The following is a 17190-nucleotide window of genomic DNA, read 5'->3' on the forward strand; positions in this document are numbered from 1 at the left end:
ACTCGAATGACTACGACACAGAGCCGTCCCATCCGCGGCCGGATCGTCGGGGTGACACAACGCGCCACCGAGATTCCCGTCGGGGCGCTTGACGGCATGGGCAAGCAGCTCTCGTTCTACGGCCAGACCGTCGCCGCGGTCCCCCGCACCATCCATCGCTACCGCCTTGAGGTGCTTCGGCTTCTCGCTGAAGTGTCCATGGGCAGCGGCGCATTGGCGGTGATCGGCGGCACCGTGGTGATCGTGGCGATGTTGTCGACCGCCGTGGGTTATGAGGTCGGCCAGCAGGGCGCGTCCTCACTTGGACGGATCGGACTTGGCGCGTTCGCCGGGTTCATCTCGGCCTTCTTCAACACGCGCGAAGCGATCCCAGCGATCGCCGGTATCGCGCTGACCGCCACCGTCGGTGCCGGTTTCACCGCACAGCTCGGCGCGATGCGGGTCAGTGAGGAGATAGACGCTCTTGAGACGATGTCCATCCCGTCGTTGCCCTTCCTCGTCACCACGCGACTCATCGCCGGCACGATTGCCGTCATCCCGCTCTATGCCGTGTCACTCATTGTCGGCTACGCCGCAACACAATTCGTCACGGTGGTGCTCTACGGGCAGGCCAGTGGCACTTATGCGCATTACTTCAGCGTGTTCCTGATCCCCAAAGACGTGCTGTGGTCGGCGGTCAAGGTGCTGATTATGGCGGTCGTGGTGATGTGCGTGCACTGCTATCACGGTTACAACGCCCACGGCGGTCCAGCCGGTGTGGGGGTCGCGGTCGGGCGGGCGGTGCGCACCTCGCTCATTGCCGTCATGCTCATCGACCTTCTCGTCGGTCTAGCCGTCTACGGCGGCCCCTCCGGCGCGGTCAAGGTGTCCGGTTGATGAATCATTTCGCGGAACTAAGTCGACGCGCCAATGTGGCGCTGGGTGTGTTGCTGATCGTTGCAATCGTCGGTGCGGTCACACTCTCGATTAGCCTCTACAAGGGCGTATTCCATAAGACCATCGGCGTCACGCTCGTGACTGACCGGTCGGGCCTGATGCTTGAAAAGGGCAGCGACGTCAAACTGCACGGTGTCGTGGTCGGCCGGGTCAGAGACATTTCGCTAGAGAGCAACCAGGTCCACATGGCGTTGGCCTTGGACACCGGTCAGGCGCTGCGCATCCCGTCCAACGTCACGGCCGCTATCGATCCGACGACGTTGCTCGGCCGCAAGTTCGTCACACTGGTACCCCCCCAGAACGCAGCCCGTACCCATCTCACTGGTGGAGAGCTGATCCGCACGACGACCGTCACCACCGAAGTCAACGACTTGCTGGCGTCGCTCGTCAGTGTGCTGAAGGAGATCAACCCGGAGAAGGTCTCCACCACCACGGCCAACCTGTCGACAGCCCTCGCAGGTACCGGCGACCAGGTCGGCACTCTCGTCGACCAGCTTGACAGCTATCTACGCGACTTCAACCCCTACCTCCCGCAGCTACGCACCGACCTGAGGCTCGGCGCCAGCGTCGCCGACCGGTTGGCCTCGGCCGCCCCGGAATTGATGTCCGCGGTGCGTCAGGCGTCGGTCACCGCACGGACTCTGACGCGCAATCAGGCGCAATTCACTGCCTTCGTGCTGAGTTTCAGCGACTTCGGTCAGGCGGGCCGGGAACTGTTCGTCCGTGGCGGGGTTCCGCTGCAGAGAGCCGCACGTTCACTCAACGCGCCGCTGAACCTGCTGTCCGAGTTCAGTCCGATCTACCCGTGCTTCCTGTCCAACCTGGCGCTGACCAACCGCTATCTCGAACGGACCGTCGGCGGCAGCGCCCGGCCGGGCCTGAACGTGGTCGGCACACTGTTGATGGGCAATCCGCCCTATACCTATCCGGAGAACCTCCCCAAGGTCGGACTGTCCGGTACGTCGCCGAGTTGTCACGCCAGTTCAGCCTCGCCCACCCCGCACATCGCCTTCGACGACGGCAGCGACGCCTACCGGCCCATCGACAGTCCCGACGACCTGATCGGAAATCCCTTGGCCACGATGCTGTACGGAGTCGGCCGATGAAACTCACCGCCATCCTGCTCAAGCTGTCCGTGTTTCTCGTCGTCACCCTGATCTCGGGGGCCTTCGTGGCAATCCTGGCCGGCAACCTGCGGTTCGGACCGACGCAGACCTACCGCGCCGTGTTCAGTACGGCGTCGGGGATCTCCGGTGGCTCGGAGGTCCGGATCGCCGGCGTGCCGGTCGGAACGGTCGACGGTGTGGAACTCGACGGGTCCGGTTATGCCGTCGTCACATTCGACGTCGACGAGGATGTCCGCCTGACCCGCGGCACCCAGGCGCTGATCCGCTACAAGAATCTCATCGGTGACCGCTTCCTTGAACTGCGTCAGGGCAGCGGCGACATGGTGTGGCTTGATCGCGGCGAGGAGATCCCGCTGGCCAACACCACCCCCGCCCTCGACATCGACCAGGTGGTCAACGGATTCAAACCCCTTCTGCAGGGGCTGGATCCGAACCAGGCGAACAGCCTGGCGACCTCGTTGATCGCGGTCCTCAACGGCCAGGGGACGGCCGTCTCGACTCTCGTCGACCAGCTCAGGGTCCTAACCATCTCCCTGGCCGATCGCAATGAGTCGATCGGCCAGATCATCACCAACTTCAATGAGGTGCTCGTGACTGTCAACAGTCGTCACCGGAGGTTCGACGACCTCATCGACGGACTGGCCACCCTGGTTCGCGATTTGTCCCGGGACCGCGGATCGATCAGCGGATCGCTGGTGAAGATCGACGGTCTCACCGCCGCGCTCGGCGACATCGCTAGTTCGGTCCGATCGGACCTGGCAGCCAGCGTGGACGATCTCGGCCGGTTGTCCGGCAACCTCAACACCAGTGCCGACACGCTGTCGATGATCCTTGGTTCGCTGCCCGAGACCTACCGCCTGACCGCGCGGGCGTCGTCGTATGGCAGCTTCGTCAACTTCTTCGTGTGCGGTCTGGCCATCAAGTACGGGCCTGGGAGGGCCGATCAGACTCCGATGTTCACCGCTCCCGCTACGAGGTGCCAACCGTGATCGACATCCACAAGGCCATGACCGAGCGCAACCCTGTCACGCTCGGTGTGGTTGGGACGCTCGTGATAATCGGAATTCTGGTTCTCTCCTTCAACTTCCGATCCCTGCCGGTCGTCAACTCTCATGACACCATCATCGGCGAGTTCGGTGACGCGAGCGGGCTGATGACCGGCGACTCGGTGAGCGTCGCCGGAGTTGAGATCGGCACGGTCAGCAGGATCGGGCTCAGCGGCAACAAGGTGGCGGTGACGATGCACGTCGACACCGACCAGCAGCGGCTCGGCACCGAGACCACAGCCGCCATTCGAGTGAAGACCGCTCTCGGCCAGAGGTATGTCGATCTCACCCCCGCCGGATCGGGGTCGCTGGCGGACGGCGCGGTCATTCCGCTGGACCGCACCGCCTCGGGCTATGACATCACTACCAGCCTGCAGGAACTCACCCAACGGGTGTCGCGCACCGACAAGGAGACGTTGTCGGACGCCCTCGATCAGCTCAGCGGCATCCAGGACGCGCTGCCCGACGACCTTCGCAGTTCACTACAGGGTGTCACCCGGCTGTCCACCACCATCGCCTCCCGCGACCAGGAATTGCGCAGCCTACTCGAGAATTCCGCCCAGACGACCTCCGTCCTCGCCGACCGCAATACCCAGATCTCGGCGATGATGGGCCAGGGTGCAGCCCTGTTCTCGGCGCTCAACCAGCGAGCCAGCACGATTCGCCGAGTCATCGTGCAAGCCCAGCAAATCTCCGACGCCCTCGACGGCCTCTCCGCCGATGTGCGGCTGTCGATGAAGCCGACGCTGGATCAACTCGATTCGGTTCTCGATCTGCTCAACCGCAACTACCAGAACATCGACCGGTCGATCTCCGGCCTGAAGACCTTCACCTTCCAGCTGGGTGAGGCGGTGGGCACCGGCCCCTTTTTCAACGTCCTCCTCCAGAACATCGTGCCCGCCACCCTCACCGGGCAGACACCCTTGAGCCCAGGAGCCCCGCGATGATCGAACGACACAAGGCAAGCCGAGCGAGACGATCGGCCACCTCGGCGGCCGGCCCTCTACCGGGCAAGGTGCTGGTTGTGCTGGTGGCGATCGCCGTCGTGGCCGGTGTCACGGCGATGTACAACGCACACACGAGCTCCACCATTCTGTCTATCACTTTCCGCAATTCGGCGGGTCTCTACGTCGGTGACCGGGTGATGATCCTCGGGGTTCCGGTGGGGACCGTTGATGCAATCAAACCCGGACCCGACGGCGTGCACGTCGATGTCACCGTCGAGGACGGCTACCCAGTTCCGGCCGACGCCCGGGCCGCGATCATCGCACCGACCCTGGTGTCAGGGCGGTATGTTCAGCTGGCCCCCGCCTACACCGGTGGGCCACAGATGGCTGACGGTTCGTCGATCTCGGTCGGGAACACCGCAACCCCGGTCGAGTTCGACGAGATCAAGCAACAGCTGGTGCAGTTGTCCGCCGACCTCGGTCCATCCACCACCGATCAGCAGGGCTCGCTCAACCGGTTCCTTGATGCCAGCGCTTCCACCCTGAAAGGGAACGGCTTGCTGCTCCGCGATGCTTTGACCCAGCTGTCGAAAGCGACCACCACCCTCAACGACGGCGGGAATGACCTCTTCGCCACAGTGCGCAACCTCTCCACCGTCACCTCCTCGCTGGCCCAATCCGACGAGCAGATAGCAGCTTTCACCAATCAGCTCGCCGGCTTCTCCACCGTCCTCGCCGACAACCGCGCCGAACTGGCCTCCCTGCTGACCAGTCTGAACGGCACATTCGACCGGGTGAAGGCGCTTCTCGACACCAACCGGGCCGCGCTACTGCGTGACGTCGGCAAAGCCGACACCATCACCGGTCTGCTCGTCAAGCGAATGGACACCCTGGCCGAGATAATGCACGGGCTGCCCACCTCGTTGTCGGACTTCTACAACATCTATGACCCCAAGGCGAACTCGCTGACGGGTGCGCTGGGCATTCCCGACATCCCGGATCCGCGTTCGCTAATCTGTGCACTGCTCACGACTGTGAATGCGCCGGCCGACCAGTGCCACAGCACCATGACGCGACTACATCGCAACGCCGCGGCCGCCACGACGCGCACCGGCACCCACGGAGGTGGACACCGGTGAGACGGACGTTGCCCCGATTCCGCGCGTCCGCGTGCGCATTGATCATTGTGACCAGTTGCGGCGCATGCTCTTTCGATGGCGTCAACTCGTGGGCACTGCCCGGCAACACCGCCACCTCGGACACCTATGAGGTCAGTGTTCAGTTCGCCGATGTGCAGAACCTTGTCGGCAACTCCCCGGTGAAGTTCGAGAACGTCACTGTGGGCAACATCCGCTCGCTCACCCGGGACGGCTGGAGTGCGCGAGCTGTTCTCGAGATCGACGACAACTCGCAGATACCAGCCAACGTCGGCGCGAACCTGGTCCAGACCAGCCTATTCGGCTCGCAGTACATCGAACTCGTCGTTCCGCGCGACCAACCAGCCCGCGGACGACTGCGCGACGGCATGTCCATCCCGCTCGAGAACACGTCCGAATACCCCGCCGTGGAAGAGGTGTTGTCTTCGCTGTCGTTGGTGCTCAACGGTTCCGGCCTCCAACAGTTACGTACCATCACCGGTCAACTCGACCGTGTGGTCAACGGCCGGGAGGACACCACCCGAAGTCTGGTGACCAGACTGAACACCTTTGTGTCGGGCCTGTCCGACCAGCGCCGTGACATTCAACGCGCCCTCGACTCCCTCGCCCAACTCAGCGATGAACTCGAGAACCAGAAGCAGACCATCGCGGCCGGTATCGACTCCATCCAGCCCGCGCTCGACATCCTCAACGAGCAGGAGGGCCAGCTGGTGCAGATGCTGGGTTCGCTCGGTCAATTCGGTGATGCGGCAACTGGGATACTCAACCGTAGTCGCGACGACCTGTTGGATGACATCTCGGCGCTGCCACCGATTCTCGGGCAGCTGGCGAACTCCGGCCGCAACCTCACCGAGGCTCTGAAGATCGCCCTCACAATCCCGTTCCCGGTCACCACCGCGTCCAGAGGATTGCGCGGGGACTACATGAATCTGTTTCTCACTCTTGACATCAGCGCGGACAAGCTCGCGAAGGTCGTCATCCCGAGTATCACCCGCACGCCCAACAAGGCACCGACGCAGGGGATCTCCGATCCGTTACGCGCGCCTCTGCGCATACAGAAGGACTCCCACCGATGAGATCTCGTCTGGTTAAGGTCCAGCTCGCCGTCTTCGCGATCATCTCGATCTGCGCCGTCGGTTACACCGGGTACGCGTACGGCGGATTCCAGCGCTACACCGGAATCGGTACCTACACGGTCACCGCCGACCTGTCCGACGCCGGCGGACTCTACCCGAACGCCCTGGTCACCTACCGCGGGGTCGACGTCGGCGTGGTCACCGCTCTCGATGCCGGGATCAACGGCGCGTCGGCCAGACTGCAGATCAAGTCCCACACCCACATCCCGGCCAACAGCAAGGCCTACGTGCGCAGCGTCTCGGTCGCCGGTGAGCAGTTCATCGACCTGGTCCCCACGGGTCCCGGCGGACTGGATCTGGCTGATGGCTCACGGATTCAGCAGAGCAACACCAACATCCCGATCCCGGCGACGGAGGTCATCCGGAAGGTCTACGGCCTGCTCGAAGCCGTACCCAAGGACTCGCTGCGGACTGTCGTCGACGAGGCGTCGGCCGGCTTGAACGGCGTCGGCCCCGAGCTGAACAGGGCGTCGATCGCAGCGAGCCAGCTCGTCGACCAGGCGCATCGAAACCTCGATATGACGACGCGTCTCGTCACCGATCTCAACCCCATTCTCGGCAGGCTCGACACCGCGGGGCCGCAGATCTCGTCGATCGCCACCGACCTTGACAGCTTCACCCGTCAGCTCACGCTCAGCGACGCCTCCATCGCACAGGTGTTGCGGACCGGCGCACCGTTCTTCGACACTTTCGGTGGCACGCTCCGCGACCTGACGCCGTCCCTGCCGATCCTGCTCGCCAATCTGCAGTCGACCGGAGAAGTGTTGCGGGTCAACGTCCCCGGCCTACGACATATCCTGGTAGTTTATCCTGCCGTCGCGACAGCGGTCAACGCGATGCAGCGTGGCATCCAGCGTCCCGACGACCTGTTGTCCGGGCAGGGCAACCTCGACATCAAGCTTGGCAACAGCAGCAATCCCCCGTCCTGTACACAGGGTTATCAGGAGACCCGCCGCCGCGATCCGAGCGACCTGAGTCCGGTGAATCCCTCCCCCACCGCATACTGCACCCTGCCGAAAGATGATCCGCGGGTGGCTCGCGGAATCCGGAATGCACCGTGTGCCACCGATCCGAGTGTGCGCACCGCCGATCTGCGCCAGTGCCCCGGCGGCCTGCCGTCTACCTGGCGGCAGATGCTGGCCCGGCCCACCGGGGTCGCCGGTCCGCCGGACCGACAACCCGGGACGAGCGGTCGGCGGCAGAACTCGTCGACGGTCGCGATCCCCTATGACCCGCAGACCGGACGGTTCCGCACCCCGGACGGAACCACGTTCCAGATCGGAAATCTGATCATGGCACCGAATGACAAAGGAGTGAAAACTCAATGGCAACAACTCTTCCCACGGTAGCCTCGGATTCAGGCGCCGCTGAGTCCGAGCACGATGACCCGATCAGCGAAGAAGCCACCGCACCGACCGAGCCGGTCGTGGATAGCGAGCAGGTCGCCGGGCAGACCCCCGACACCGACTCCCCCGACGCTGGCTCCACTGACACCGGCGACGCGCCCGACGACGACTCGGGAGGTGCGGATTCCGGAGCTGACGATTCCGTCGCCGAGAGCAGCGCCGAGGCGTTCAGAGTTCGCCGAACCATCTACTTCGCGGCAAGTGTCATCGTGGCGGCGGCCGCTATCATCGCGGCAGTCACGCTCGGCCGGACCTACACGACAAATGATGCGGCGCTCGCACGCGACAACGACATCACCACCGTTGCCCGTCAGGTGGTGGCCAACCTCGTCACCCTGCGTCACGGCTCCGCAGATGCCGACGTGCAACGGATCCGAGACGGGGCGACCGGCGAGTTTCTGAACCAGATCGGTGACACCACCGGAGGGTTTGCTGCCGTACTCAAACAGGGGCAGGTCGACTCGACCGGCGAGGCCAACGAGGTCGCGATACTGTCGTCGAACAACAAGGCCGCCACCGTGATCGCGGCGGTGACCTCACAGGTCAAGAACTCCGAGGCGCCGGAAGGTCAACCGCGGGTGTACCGAATGAAACTGCAACTCACCCATGTCGACGACCGCTGGCTCGTTTCCAACGTGGAGTTCGTCTCATGAACAAGCTCATCACGTCCCTGTCGCCGCTCCGTCGCATCGGTTCCAAGCTCGTCCAACGAATCAACCGGGTACCGGCCCGGCGAGCCCGGATCGCCTTCGCCACGATCTGTCTGCTCGGCGTGGTGGCCATCGCGGCAACCGGGTACATCACCCACCAGGTCCGTCTTCAGGACAATCAACGCGACGACCGTGCCCAAGCCCTTGCCGCGATGCAAAGCAACGTCCCGAAGCTTCTGTCCTACAACGGGAACAATGACCTGAACCAGGAGTTCGCCGCCAAGTACAACCTGCTAACCGGCAAGTTCCGGGATGACTTCACCACCCTGACGAAGTCCTCGATCATCCCGGCCGCCGCCGCGAACCGCATCGTCACGAACGCAAGGATCGCCGAATCCGGCGTCATCTCGTCCGCCGACGACTCCGTCAGCGTCCTGATGTTCATCAACCAGACCACGACGAGCTCAGAGGACCCCGCACCACAGCTCGACGGTAGCCGCGTCAAGATCACCGCGGTCCGATCGGGAAATCAGTGGAAGATCGGCGGCCTGCAACCGGTGTGACCCGATGCCGGCGATCCGAGCCGCCAGTGACCAGACAGCATTGGCCGACCACGAGGTGTGGTCGGCCAATGCTGTTTGTGTCATCGAACTTCAAAAGCGCTCGGCTGGCTGAGAAGACTCGCCGACGATTCCTCCCACCCTGAGCCTGATCCGTCGACGCGCCGACAGTGTGTGCTCACTGAGCAGCCTATGAGGGTTTGGGTCAATGGAGTCCTGGGACGGTCCTAGCGGGTGGCGAGTCCTCGTCACTGCTTGATGTGGCAGTAGCGGCGCTTGGTGACGTTGCGGTTCCGATAGTCGGCGGCGTCGAGGCCGACCGGACTGCCGCCGCGTGATCCGCGCCGTTTGCGGTGGCCCTGCTGATCGGATGGTTCGGGGATCACGGCCTTTTGGTCCCGCGGGAGCGCAGGTGTCTGCGGATCGCGCGGGACGAGTACGCCTTGTCGCCCCGGACCGCGTCCGGACGAGTGCGCGGACGCCCGACGGTCCGGGCGACGCGCAGGTGCGTCATCAGCGGCAGGAACATCGGCGAGTCGCCGGCCTGCCCGCGGTCAGCAGCGCGACCAGCGGCAGGCCGTTGCGACGACGAGCTGATGGATCTTCGTCGACAGACCCCCTCGTCAGCGGCAGCGGTGAGCGTGGCAAGCACCTTGTCCCACGTGCCCTCCGCGGACAAGCGGTGATGCCACGTCCACCGTCTGCCACCTTCCCGAACACCTCCGGCAGATCCCGCCACGCGATCCATTTGTCAGACACGCCCTAGCGGCGAGCCTCGAAAGGCTTGTCAAGACACGGCTTCGGGTGACCACCGCGACGCGCGATGGGGACAGCCAATGCCGCCGTGCTCGTGCATCTCAGCCGGCGGGAAGAATCGACCAGCGGCGGCCGGGTCGGGGTGAATCGGCCGGCCGCTGCTGGTCTGAGGCGAGACGGTGCCTACGACACGAAGTCGATCGCGACAGGCATGTTCTTCAGGCCGCCGACGAAGTTGGTCTGAATGACCTTGGTGTCTCCGGTCACCTCGATGGCGCCGATCTTAGGGAGCAGCTCCTCGAACATGATGCGCAGTTCGATCTTCGCCAGGTGCTGGCCGATGCACATGTGGGGGCCATAGCCGAAGGCGATGTGCTTGGTGGGGCGACGGTCGATGTTGAACACGTCTGGATCGACGAAGACGTCGCTGTCGCGGTTACCCGACTGGTACAGCAGCATGAACCGGTCACCCGGTTCGATGTGGCGGTCACGGAGTTCGTAGGGCTCCAACGCGGTGCGCATGAAGTGCTTGACGGGCGACGCCCACCGCAGCGACTCGTTGACGAGATTGGGCACCAGGGACAGATCGCCCTTCACCCGGGCAAGCAGTGCCGGGTCCTGTGAGAGTGCGTGCACACCGCCTGCCAGCGTCGACGACGTGGTGTCGTGCCCGGCAGTCGCGATGGCGATGAAGTAGCCGTAGGCAACCTGCGGCGGGAAGTACTCGCCGTCTTCGTTGCGCGCAGTGGCGATCAGGGTGGCCAGGTCGTCGCGAGGATTCGCGCGCCGATCCTGCAGCAACACCTCGAAGTAGGCGAAGAAGTCGGCGATGGTCGCTGCCCACTGCTGGGCTGCGGCCTCCGGCGACATCGGCGTCACGTCCTCCCGGACGGCGTCGGGATCAGCGGTGCCGAAGAAGTCCTGGGTCAGTGACATCATCCGCGGCTCGTCGGACTCCGGTACACCGAAGAGGCTCATGATGACGTGCAGCGGATACGAGGTGGCGAAGTCCTTGACGAAGTCGAGTCGTCCGTTGCCGGCGACGAGCTTGGACACCGACTCCTGGGCAAGGCCACGGATGGTGTCTTCCCACTGCTTGAGCTTGTTCGGCCGGAACCAGTCGGCCGCAATATCTTTGATCACGGTGTGCTCGGGCGGGTCAAGATAGGTCAGCGTCTCCAGGATGCGCAGGCTGCCGTTGTTGATCGACTTGGTGAACTCGTCGCCGGCGACGTTGCTCAGGATGGGATTCTCCGACCCCTTGTTTTCACCACCACCGCTGGTGAAGATGTCCGGCTGCCGTTCGATCTCCATGATGTCCGCGTGCTTGCTGACCAGGTGGATCGGCTGGTAACCCTCGACCTCACCGACGCCCAACGGATTATTGTCCCGCAACCACCGGTATGCATTGAAGAGCGCCACCTCGTCGCGATGACCCTCGGGCAGGATAATCTGCTCGGCGATCTCCTTCGGCACCGTGGTCGCGCGTGCCGCACTCGTCGTTGAAGTCATTCCTACTCCTCTTGAGCTGTCGAAAGATTCAGGGTCCGGAGTCCCTGACATCAGTCTGGTCAGAACGGGGGTGGTGCACATCACCCCTGCTGGGTACTTTGAGGTCCCTCGGAGAGGGACCGGCAATCACCACAGCGCGGCGCGTCAGACGAGGGCACAAAGCCAACGGTCGGCGCATCGTCGAGACGACGCGCCGACCGTTGGGGTTCAGAACGGCTGGGAGTCAGGAGTGTCTATAGATAGATCGACTTCGGGACCAGGTAGGCCGCGAGTCCCTCCGGCCCGAGTTCACGACCCAGCCCCGACGCCTTGATTCCGCCGAACGGGGCCGTGGGGTCCGGCAGGTAGCCGTTGATTCCCACTGTGCCCGAGGAGATCCGGCGCGCGAGGGCCACGCCGCGATCGTGATCGGAGGTCCACACCGATCCGCCGAGTCCGTAGTCGCTGGCATTCGCGATCGCCACCGCCTCGTCGTCGCCGTCGTAGGAGATGATTGAGAGGACCGGGCCGAAGATCTCCTCCTGGGCGATGGCGTAGTTGTTGTCGACGTCAGCGAAGACCGTCGGTTCGACGAACCACCCGCGATCGGCGGCCTCGGGACGTCCGCCACCGGTGGTCAACCGGGCCCCGTCGCCCTTGCCCTTGGCGATGTAGGACTCGACTCGGTCGCGCTGGCGCGATGTCGCCATCGGCCCAATTTGGGTGGACGGGTCGAGGGCATCGCCCACCTGCAGCGACGCGGCCAACCCGGTGAGTGTCTCGACGACCTCGTCATATCGGTTGCAGGGAGCAAGGATTCGCGTTCCCAGGAAGCATGTCTGCCCGTTGTTGAGCAGAGTGGAACCAAAGAGCTGTTCACCGATCTTGCTCAGGTCGAGATCGGCGTCATCGAGGATGATGGCCGCCGACTTGCCCCCTAGTTCGAGAGTGACCGGTCGCAGCAGCCGACCACAGGTTTCCGAAATGCTCCGACCCGCAGCGGTCGACCCGGTGAACGCCACTTTGTCGATCCCCGGGTGTGACACCAGGTAGGCACCAAGTTCCCGGCCCCCCGGGACGATGTTGATGACGCCCTCCGGAATACCGGCCGCGGCAACGGCGTCGGCGAGGATGAAGCTGTCAAAGACGGTCTCCGGGGACGGCTTCATGACAAAGGTCGCACCAGCCGCGAGTCCCGGCGCGTACTTGAAGGCGGCCAGGGCCTGCGGGAAGTTCCACGGCACGATCGCACCGACGACGCCGATCGGCTCCGAGGTCACCAGTGTCGACCCGCCCAGCAAACCGGGCCGGGTCTCCTCGAACGGGTACTCGCGGGCCAGGCCGGCGTAGTAGCGCAGCAATAGTTGCGGAAACACCGCCTCCAGCTGCTGCGCGACCGCGATCGGCATCCCGTTCTGGCTGCTGACCGCTCGCGCGATGTCCTCGGACCGCTTGTCCAACTCGTCGGCGAGTCGCTCCATCGCATCGGCACGTGCCGCAGCACTCCATCCGCTCCAACCGTTCGGGTCGGCGAATGCGGCACGTGCCGCGGAGACCGCGACGTCGATGTCAGGCTCGGTGCCCTCAGGCACCGAGCCCAGCCCCTCCTCGGTGTTCGGCGACACCACCTTGATTCGGCCGGTACCAGCCGGCGGCCGCCATCCCCCGCCCACGAACAAGCTGTCGTGCTCTGTTGCATTAGTCATGCGTGATCCTTACGTCCTTGGTTCGACGATCTGTCGGCAGCGCGCGAGTCCGCAACCCGCCGATTAGGCGTGTGGAGTCGGCGCGGCCCCTGACACCCCGCGAGCTCCTCGACTCGCCGACACTGTCCGACACTAGGAACACCCATCAGCTGTGACGAGGAATACCGGTTCGTTTCCCTCCAACATCCCCCGATTACCCCCAAAGCAGGGTGAGTCGCCCCACCCGACTTGTTGGTCTAACCATTTGACCCAGATGTGGGTTGTAGGGCACCATGGATCGTCAGAGTGACTTGCATCTCATTGGAAGGGGCGCTGTGAGCAACTGCCCGGCTTCGAATCAGACAACCCCCGATCCACTCTGCACCGGGGTTCGGAGTGACAGCTGGCTGATCGAGCGCGCTTGGGACCACGTGCACGTCGGGCTGGACTTCCTCGGTCCGCCACCGCCCGAACCGACATCCGATCTGGCGGACATGCTGGCCGCCGTCCGCACCGGCCTGGAACGGTTCGTGACCCGGCCGGAGATTGCTGACGGACGACGCGTCGACGCATGTCGGTTGCTGTTCGACGTCCACAACGATCAGTCCGCGCTCCTGGCGCGCGAATCGCAACGGACTGCACACACCCTCGGCCAGGTTCGTGAGGTCATCGAAGACCTGCTCGACTCGAGTTCCGATAAGATCGTTGCCGACATCCCGGTGCGGATGTGTCGCGACCTGGCCTTCGGCCGGGCGATGATCTCCTCCATCCGATCCGCCGTGTGGGTCCCCCGTCATCTGCACATCGAGACCGATGACAGTCCGGAGAACGACACCTTCCTGGACTACGTCGACGGCGCACACATCCCGTTGTCTCACGCGCCGCTCGAGACCGAGATCGTTAGAACCCGCACGTCGACGATGACCGAACGCGCGACGAACGACAAACGGACCTTCAAGGAACTCGTCGCGGTGTCCCGCTCGGACGGGTACGTCGCCGCACCGATCGTCTCGCGGGGTCGCACGATCGGCATCCTGCACGCCGATCGCCCGCACGGCCGCTCGGAAGTGTGCGCGGGAGATCTCACCGTCGTCAGCGCCCTGGGAGAATGTCTCTCGTCGATCTTCGAACGCGCCCTGCTTCAGGAGCGACTCGAGGTCAGCGCCGCACACGTCGACCGTGTGTTCGGGGGTATCATCTCGCACCTGGGCGACGTAGCGACTTTCCCGCACCGGCGGCCTGCCACCGAGGAGTGGTCTGCGCCGGCCCTCGACGCGCGGCCGGAAAAGACGTCCGGCGCACCCGCGTTCCTGACGCCCCGCGAGCGACAGGTTCTGGCCCACATCAGCACCGGTGCCACAAATGCTCAGATCGCCCGAGCCCTGGTGATCTCCGAGGAGACCGTGAAGTCCCACCTCAAGCAGATCTCCAAGAAGCTGGGCACCACGACGCGGTCGGCGGCGGTCGCTCGCTTCGCGCAACTCACCCACCAATCGTCCATCCACGAGGCATGAATTCCGCCGGCGCCGTTCGAGCCGGACACGCCCTATCCGATCTCGACCGGCAGCTTCGCGTATCGCTGGATCTGCCACCGGGGTCCGAGCCGGTGTCCCTGCAGTCGATACTGTGCGATGCCCGGCACACGATCGCGTGTGCCGTACGGGTGGATTCGGAAGCCGCCGTAGTTGACGCCGCCCTGATCTCGAGATCGCTGTCGCTGCAACTGACGCTGCACAAGTTCCTCGTTGAACGACGCACCGCCGCAATGCGGGCGCTGCCGTCCTCGCTCCGCCGGCTCATCGGTGTGGACGATCGGACGATGACCCGGGCGCTGTGCGTAGAGCTAGTCTCGACAGCGGGGTTCGGGCGTGCGGTGTTTTCCGGGGTGTGCGAAGGCATACTTCGGCCAACATACGGCGCGACGGCCATCGGCGACGGAGTCAAATCTATCGAGTTCGCTGAGGACCTGCGGGGCGAGGTCGCGGAAGGCTCAGTCGAACACGCGTGTATCGCGACGGCCGGCGGGCCCCGGCGAGCCGAGAGCGCCGAAGCCGATCCGAGGATGGCAAAGCTGCTCGCCACCAACGCATACGCGGTAGCGCCGATCACAATGTCGTCGTCCGTGTCTGCCGTCGTCCACGTCGCACCGGCGGCACTACTCGCGATCGATGACGACGATCTCGAATGCCTCGCGGCCTACCAGGGCGCCGCGAGTGCCGCGTTCTCGCGCGACGCCTGGTCCGATATTGCCATCGCTCACCATGCCGCGGTTCGACGAGCCGCCGAGACCATCGTCGAGGACGCGATCCGGGTCACCGCCGACGACTTCGACATCGGTGCCGAAGTCCCGTCGGAGGTACATCCACCGCCGCTGGCTGGCCCGGCCGTCAACCTACAGATCGAGAACTGCCTCACGAGTCGGGAGACCGAGGTCATGCGCCTCATCGCGCAAGGGTTGTCCAACGCCGAGATCGCCGACCGCCTCTTCATCGGGATTGAGACGGTCAAGTCACACGTGAAGAAGGTGTTACGAAAGATCGGCGCCGTCAACAGATCCGAGGCGATTTCGCTCTACCTCGACAAGGGTTGAATGGCAGGCGGTCTCCAACAGCCAGTCTCGCCTAACCCTGAACGACACAGTCCCGCAGATCGCACCCGGTGATAGCCAATCGCTGGGGGTCAAGCACTGCACCGCTGGTGATGAACTTCTTCGCCGCCATGAACAGTGCCGGGGCGTTGGCCGTCTCGGCGGCAATCACGCGGTCGGTGGCATCGAGGTGAAAGATCCCGACCTTCCCATCGGCCCCGCTACCGCGCCAAACTGCGCGAATCCCACGGTGAACATGGCCGGCGATCTTCAGTTTCAAATCGAACTGGTCCGACCAGAACCACGGAACCTCGGGGCGCGGCGCAGGCGAACCGACGATGTGTGCGGCAACGTTCTTCGCCTGCTCTAGAGCACTTGGGATGCTCTCGAACCGCAGGAACCCATCCCCGAGTGGTCGGCAGGTGACATCGCCGATCGCGTAAATTTCGGGCAGGTTCGTACGACCGTGGTCGTCCACCAAAATTCCGTCATGACAGTTGATTCCGGCTTCGCGGGCGATGACGTCGTTCGCGACCGCCCCGGCCCCGACGAGCACCGAGTCGCACTCGATTCGCTCGCCACCGGCCAGGTCGACCGCGACAACCGAGCCGGACTTCTCCACGAACTCGACGACGTCAACCGCGGTACGGATGTCGGTGCCCTGAGCCCGGTGGCGGCCGGTCAGGAACTCGGAAAAGCCGGGGCTGGCAACACGAGCGAGCACGCGCGCTTCTCGCTCGAGGATCGTCACCTCCACCCCGTGGGTGCGTGCGTGTGCGGCAACCTCTAGGCCGATATACCCACCGCCGACGATGACCAGCCGGCCACCACCCTCGATGGCGCGACGCAGGTGACCCGCGTCGCCAAGGGTACGCAGCGACAGCACACTCTCCGAATCGGCGCCGGGAATGGTCAACGACCGCGGCCGCGAACCGGTGGCGAGAACGAGATACGCGTAAGCGATGCGCTCGCCGGCCGAAGTGGTAACCGTTCGGCCCGCAGGGTCGATCGAGGACACGACGGAACCGAGCCGAAGGTCGATTGCATTCTCGCGGTAAAACTCCAGCGGACGCAGGTGTTGCTGCAGTGAGTCGTCCATGAACTTCTTGGACAGTGGCGGCCGGTGGTATGGCGTGTGCTCTTCATCCCCGATCATCACAATCTCGCCCGCGAACCCGTTCTGCCTCAGAAGCGCAACCAAATTGGCCCCCCCATGGCCGGCTCCGACGACTACGAGCGGGCGCTCCGACGCCACCGGTGAATTCTGCATCATGGTCACTCCGCTCGCTGGTACAGGCCGACACGATCTCGATCCGCACAGCGGGCGCCGGGGCGTGGCGACCACCCCACGGACATCGAGATCCCCGTGACGAGTCTCGTCCGGCCGAGGTCCCCGCGCGTCACCACGGCGGGTGATTCTGTCCCCCGAGCCGGAGGCAAATCCAGGCCCGCACCTACTGCTGCAAACTGCAGATATGGCGCGTGAACTGCAATTTCGTCGGAACGCCGGGACGCCAGGGCGCCGAGTCACGGCTCTTCCGGCCCGCCTCGGCAGCTGCTACTTTCGTCCGGACGCACGATTGCGAGACGACGTCGTTGCCGTTCATCGCGCTGCGGATACCGTACTCCCGATCGACGGAGGTTCATCCATGGGTGTCGAAGTGAGTGTTGCAGATCTGACGAAATCGTTCGGTTCGCAGAACATT

General features: G+C 64.3%; 16 protein-coding genes. 12 read left to right on the forward strand and 4 right to left on the reverse strand.

The window, feature by feature from the left end; genetic code table 11:
• The first annotated feature begins 6 nt into the window (after positions 1-6).
• From AMD30_RS01770 to AMD30_RS01810, 9 genes are read left to right on the forward strand one after another with little or no spacing between them, the layout of a single operon-like run.
• The gene (locus AMD30_RS01770; RefSeq protein WP_055474517.1) at positions 7-876 is read left to right on the forward strand and encodes an MlaE family ABC transporter permease; all 870 of its coding nucleotides are present in this window, start codon (positions 7-9) and stop codon (positions 874-876) included.
• Positions 876-2042, forward strand: coding sequence for an MCE family protein (locus AMD30_RS01775; protein ID WP_055474518.1), 1167 nt, complete (start codon positions 876-878; stop codon positions 2040-2042). The genes AMD30_RS01770 and AMD30_RS01775 overlap by 1 nt, the downstream gene beginning before the upstream one ends.
• Positions 2039-3052, forward strand: coding sequence for an MCE family protein (locus tag AMD30_RS01780; RefSeq protein ID WP_055474519.1), 1014 nt, complete (start codon positions 2039-2041; stop codon positions 3050-3052). Before AMD30_RS01775 ends, AMD30_RS01780 begins: the two co-directional genes overlap by 4 nt.
• The gene (locus AMD30_RS01785; protein ID WP_055474520.1) at positions 3049-4056 is read left to right on the forward strand and encodes an MCE family protein; all 1008 of its coding nucleotides are present in this window, start codon (positions 3049-3051) and stop codon (positions 4054-4056) included. The genes AMD30_RS01780 and AMD30_RS01785 overlap by 4 nt, the downstream gene beginning before the upstream one ends.
• A complete protein-coding gene (locus tag AMD30_RS01790) occupies positions 4053-5195 on the forward strand; it encodes an MCE family protein (RefSeq protein WP_055474521.1) in 1143 nt (380 codons plus the stop codon). Before AMD30_RS01785 ends, AMD30_RS01790 begins: the two co-directional genes overlap by 4 nt.
• Positions 5192-6289 (forward strand): MCE family protein, encoded by a 1098-nt coding sequence (locus tag AMD30_RS01795; RefSeq protein WP_055474522.1) that lies wholly within the window; start codon positions 5192-5194, stop codon positions 6287-6289. Before AMD30_RS01790 ends, AMD30_RS01795 begins: the two co-directional genes overlap by 4 nt.
• Positions 6286-7698 (forward strand): MCE family protein, encoded by a 1413-nt coding sequence (locus AMD30_RS01800; RefSeq protein ID WP_055474523.1) that lies wholly within the window; start codon positions 6286-6288, stop codon positions 7696-7698. The genes AMD30_RS01795 and AMD30_RS01800 overlap by 4 nt, the downstream gene beginning before the upstream one ends.
• Positions 7674-8408: a hypothetical protein gene (locus AMD30_RS01805; RefSeq protein ID WP_055474524.1), complete on the forward strand. Its 735-nt coding sequence runs from the start codon at positions 7674-7676 to the stop codon at positions 8406-8408. The genes AMD30_RS01800 and AMD30_RS01805 overlap by 25 nt, the downstream gene beginning before the upstream one ends.
• Positions 8405-8968, forward strand: a complete 564-nt coding sequence (locus AMD30_RS01810) for a hypothetical protein (protein WP_055474525.1) — start codon at positions 8405-8407, stop codon at positions 8966-8968. Before AMD30_RS01805 ends, AMD30_RS01810 begins: the two co-directional genes overlap by 4 nt.
• 245 nt (positions 8969-9213) lie before the next feature.
• Here the strand turns inward: AMD30_RS01810 and AMD30_RS25210 are convergent, their stop codons facing one another.
• From AMD30_RS25210 to AMD30_RS01825, 3 genes are all read right to left on the reverse strand, one after another.
• Positions 9214-9351 (reverse strand): hypothetical protein, encoded by a 138-nt coding sequence (locus AMD30_RS25210; protein WP_197282725.1) that lies wholly within the window; start codon positions 9349-9351, stop codon positions 9214-9216.
• A gap of 553 nt (positions 9352-9904) precedes the next feature.
• The gene (locus tag AMD30_RS01820) at positions 9905-11233 is read right to left on the reverse strand and encodes a cytochrome P450 (RefSeq protein ID WP_055474526.1); all 1329 of its coding nucleotides are present in this window, start codon (positions 11231-11233) and stop codon (positions 9905-9907) included.
• Positions 11234-11466: 233 nt separating this feature from the next.
• The gene (locus tag AMD30_RS01825) at positions 11467-12918 is read right to left on the reverse strand and encodes an aldehyde dehydrogenase (protein WP_055474527.1); all 1452 of its coding nucleotides are present in this window, start codon (positions 12916-12918) and stop codon (positions 11467-11469) included.
• Between the two features lie 410 nt (positions 12919-13328).
• Between AMD30_RS01825 and AMD30_RS01830 the strand changes: the two genes are divergently transcribed.
• Positions 13329-14411 (forward strand): helix-turn-helix transcriptional regulator, encoded by a 1083-nt coding sequence (locus AMD30_RS01830; RefSeq protein ID WP_231632622.1) that lies wholly within the window; start codon positions 13329-13331, stop codon positions 14409-14411.
• Positions 14412-15019: 608 nt separating this feature from the next.
• The gene (locus AMD30_RS25365) at positions 15020-15487 is read left to right on the forward strand and encodes a helix-turn-helix domain-containing protein (protein ID WP_231632623.1); all 468 of its coding nucleotides are present in this window, start codon (positions 15020-15022) and stop codon (positions 15485-15487) included.
• A 31-nt stretch (positions 15488-15518) separates the two neighbouring features.
• On the opposite strand, the gene AMD30_RS01840 is transcribed toward AMD30_RS25365, so the two are convergent.
• Positions 15519-16754, reverse strand: a complete 1236-nt coding sequence (locus AMD30_RS01840) for an FAD-dependent oxidoreductase (RefSeq protein WP_055474561.1) — start codon at positions 16752-16754, stop codon at positions 15519-15521.
• A gap of 205 nt (positions 16755-16959) precedes the next feature.
• Between AMD30_RS01840 and AMD30_RS25370 the strand changes: the two genes are divergently transcribed.
• Positions 16960-17190, forward strand: a 231-nt coding sequence (locus AMD30_RS25370; RefSeq protein WP_231632624.1) for a hypothetical protein, incomplete at its 3' end; no start/stop codon positions are given.

The organism is Gordonia sp. HS-NH1, from assembly GCF_001418765.1.
GTDB lineage: Bacteria > Actinomycetota > Actinomycetes > Mycobacteriales > Mycobacteriaceae > Gordonia.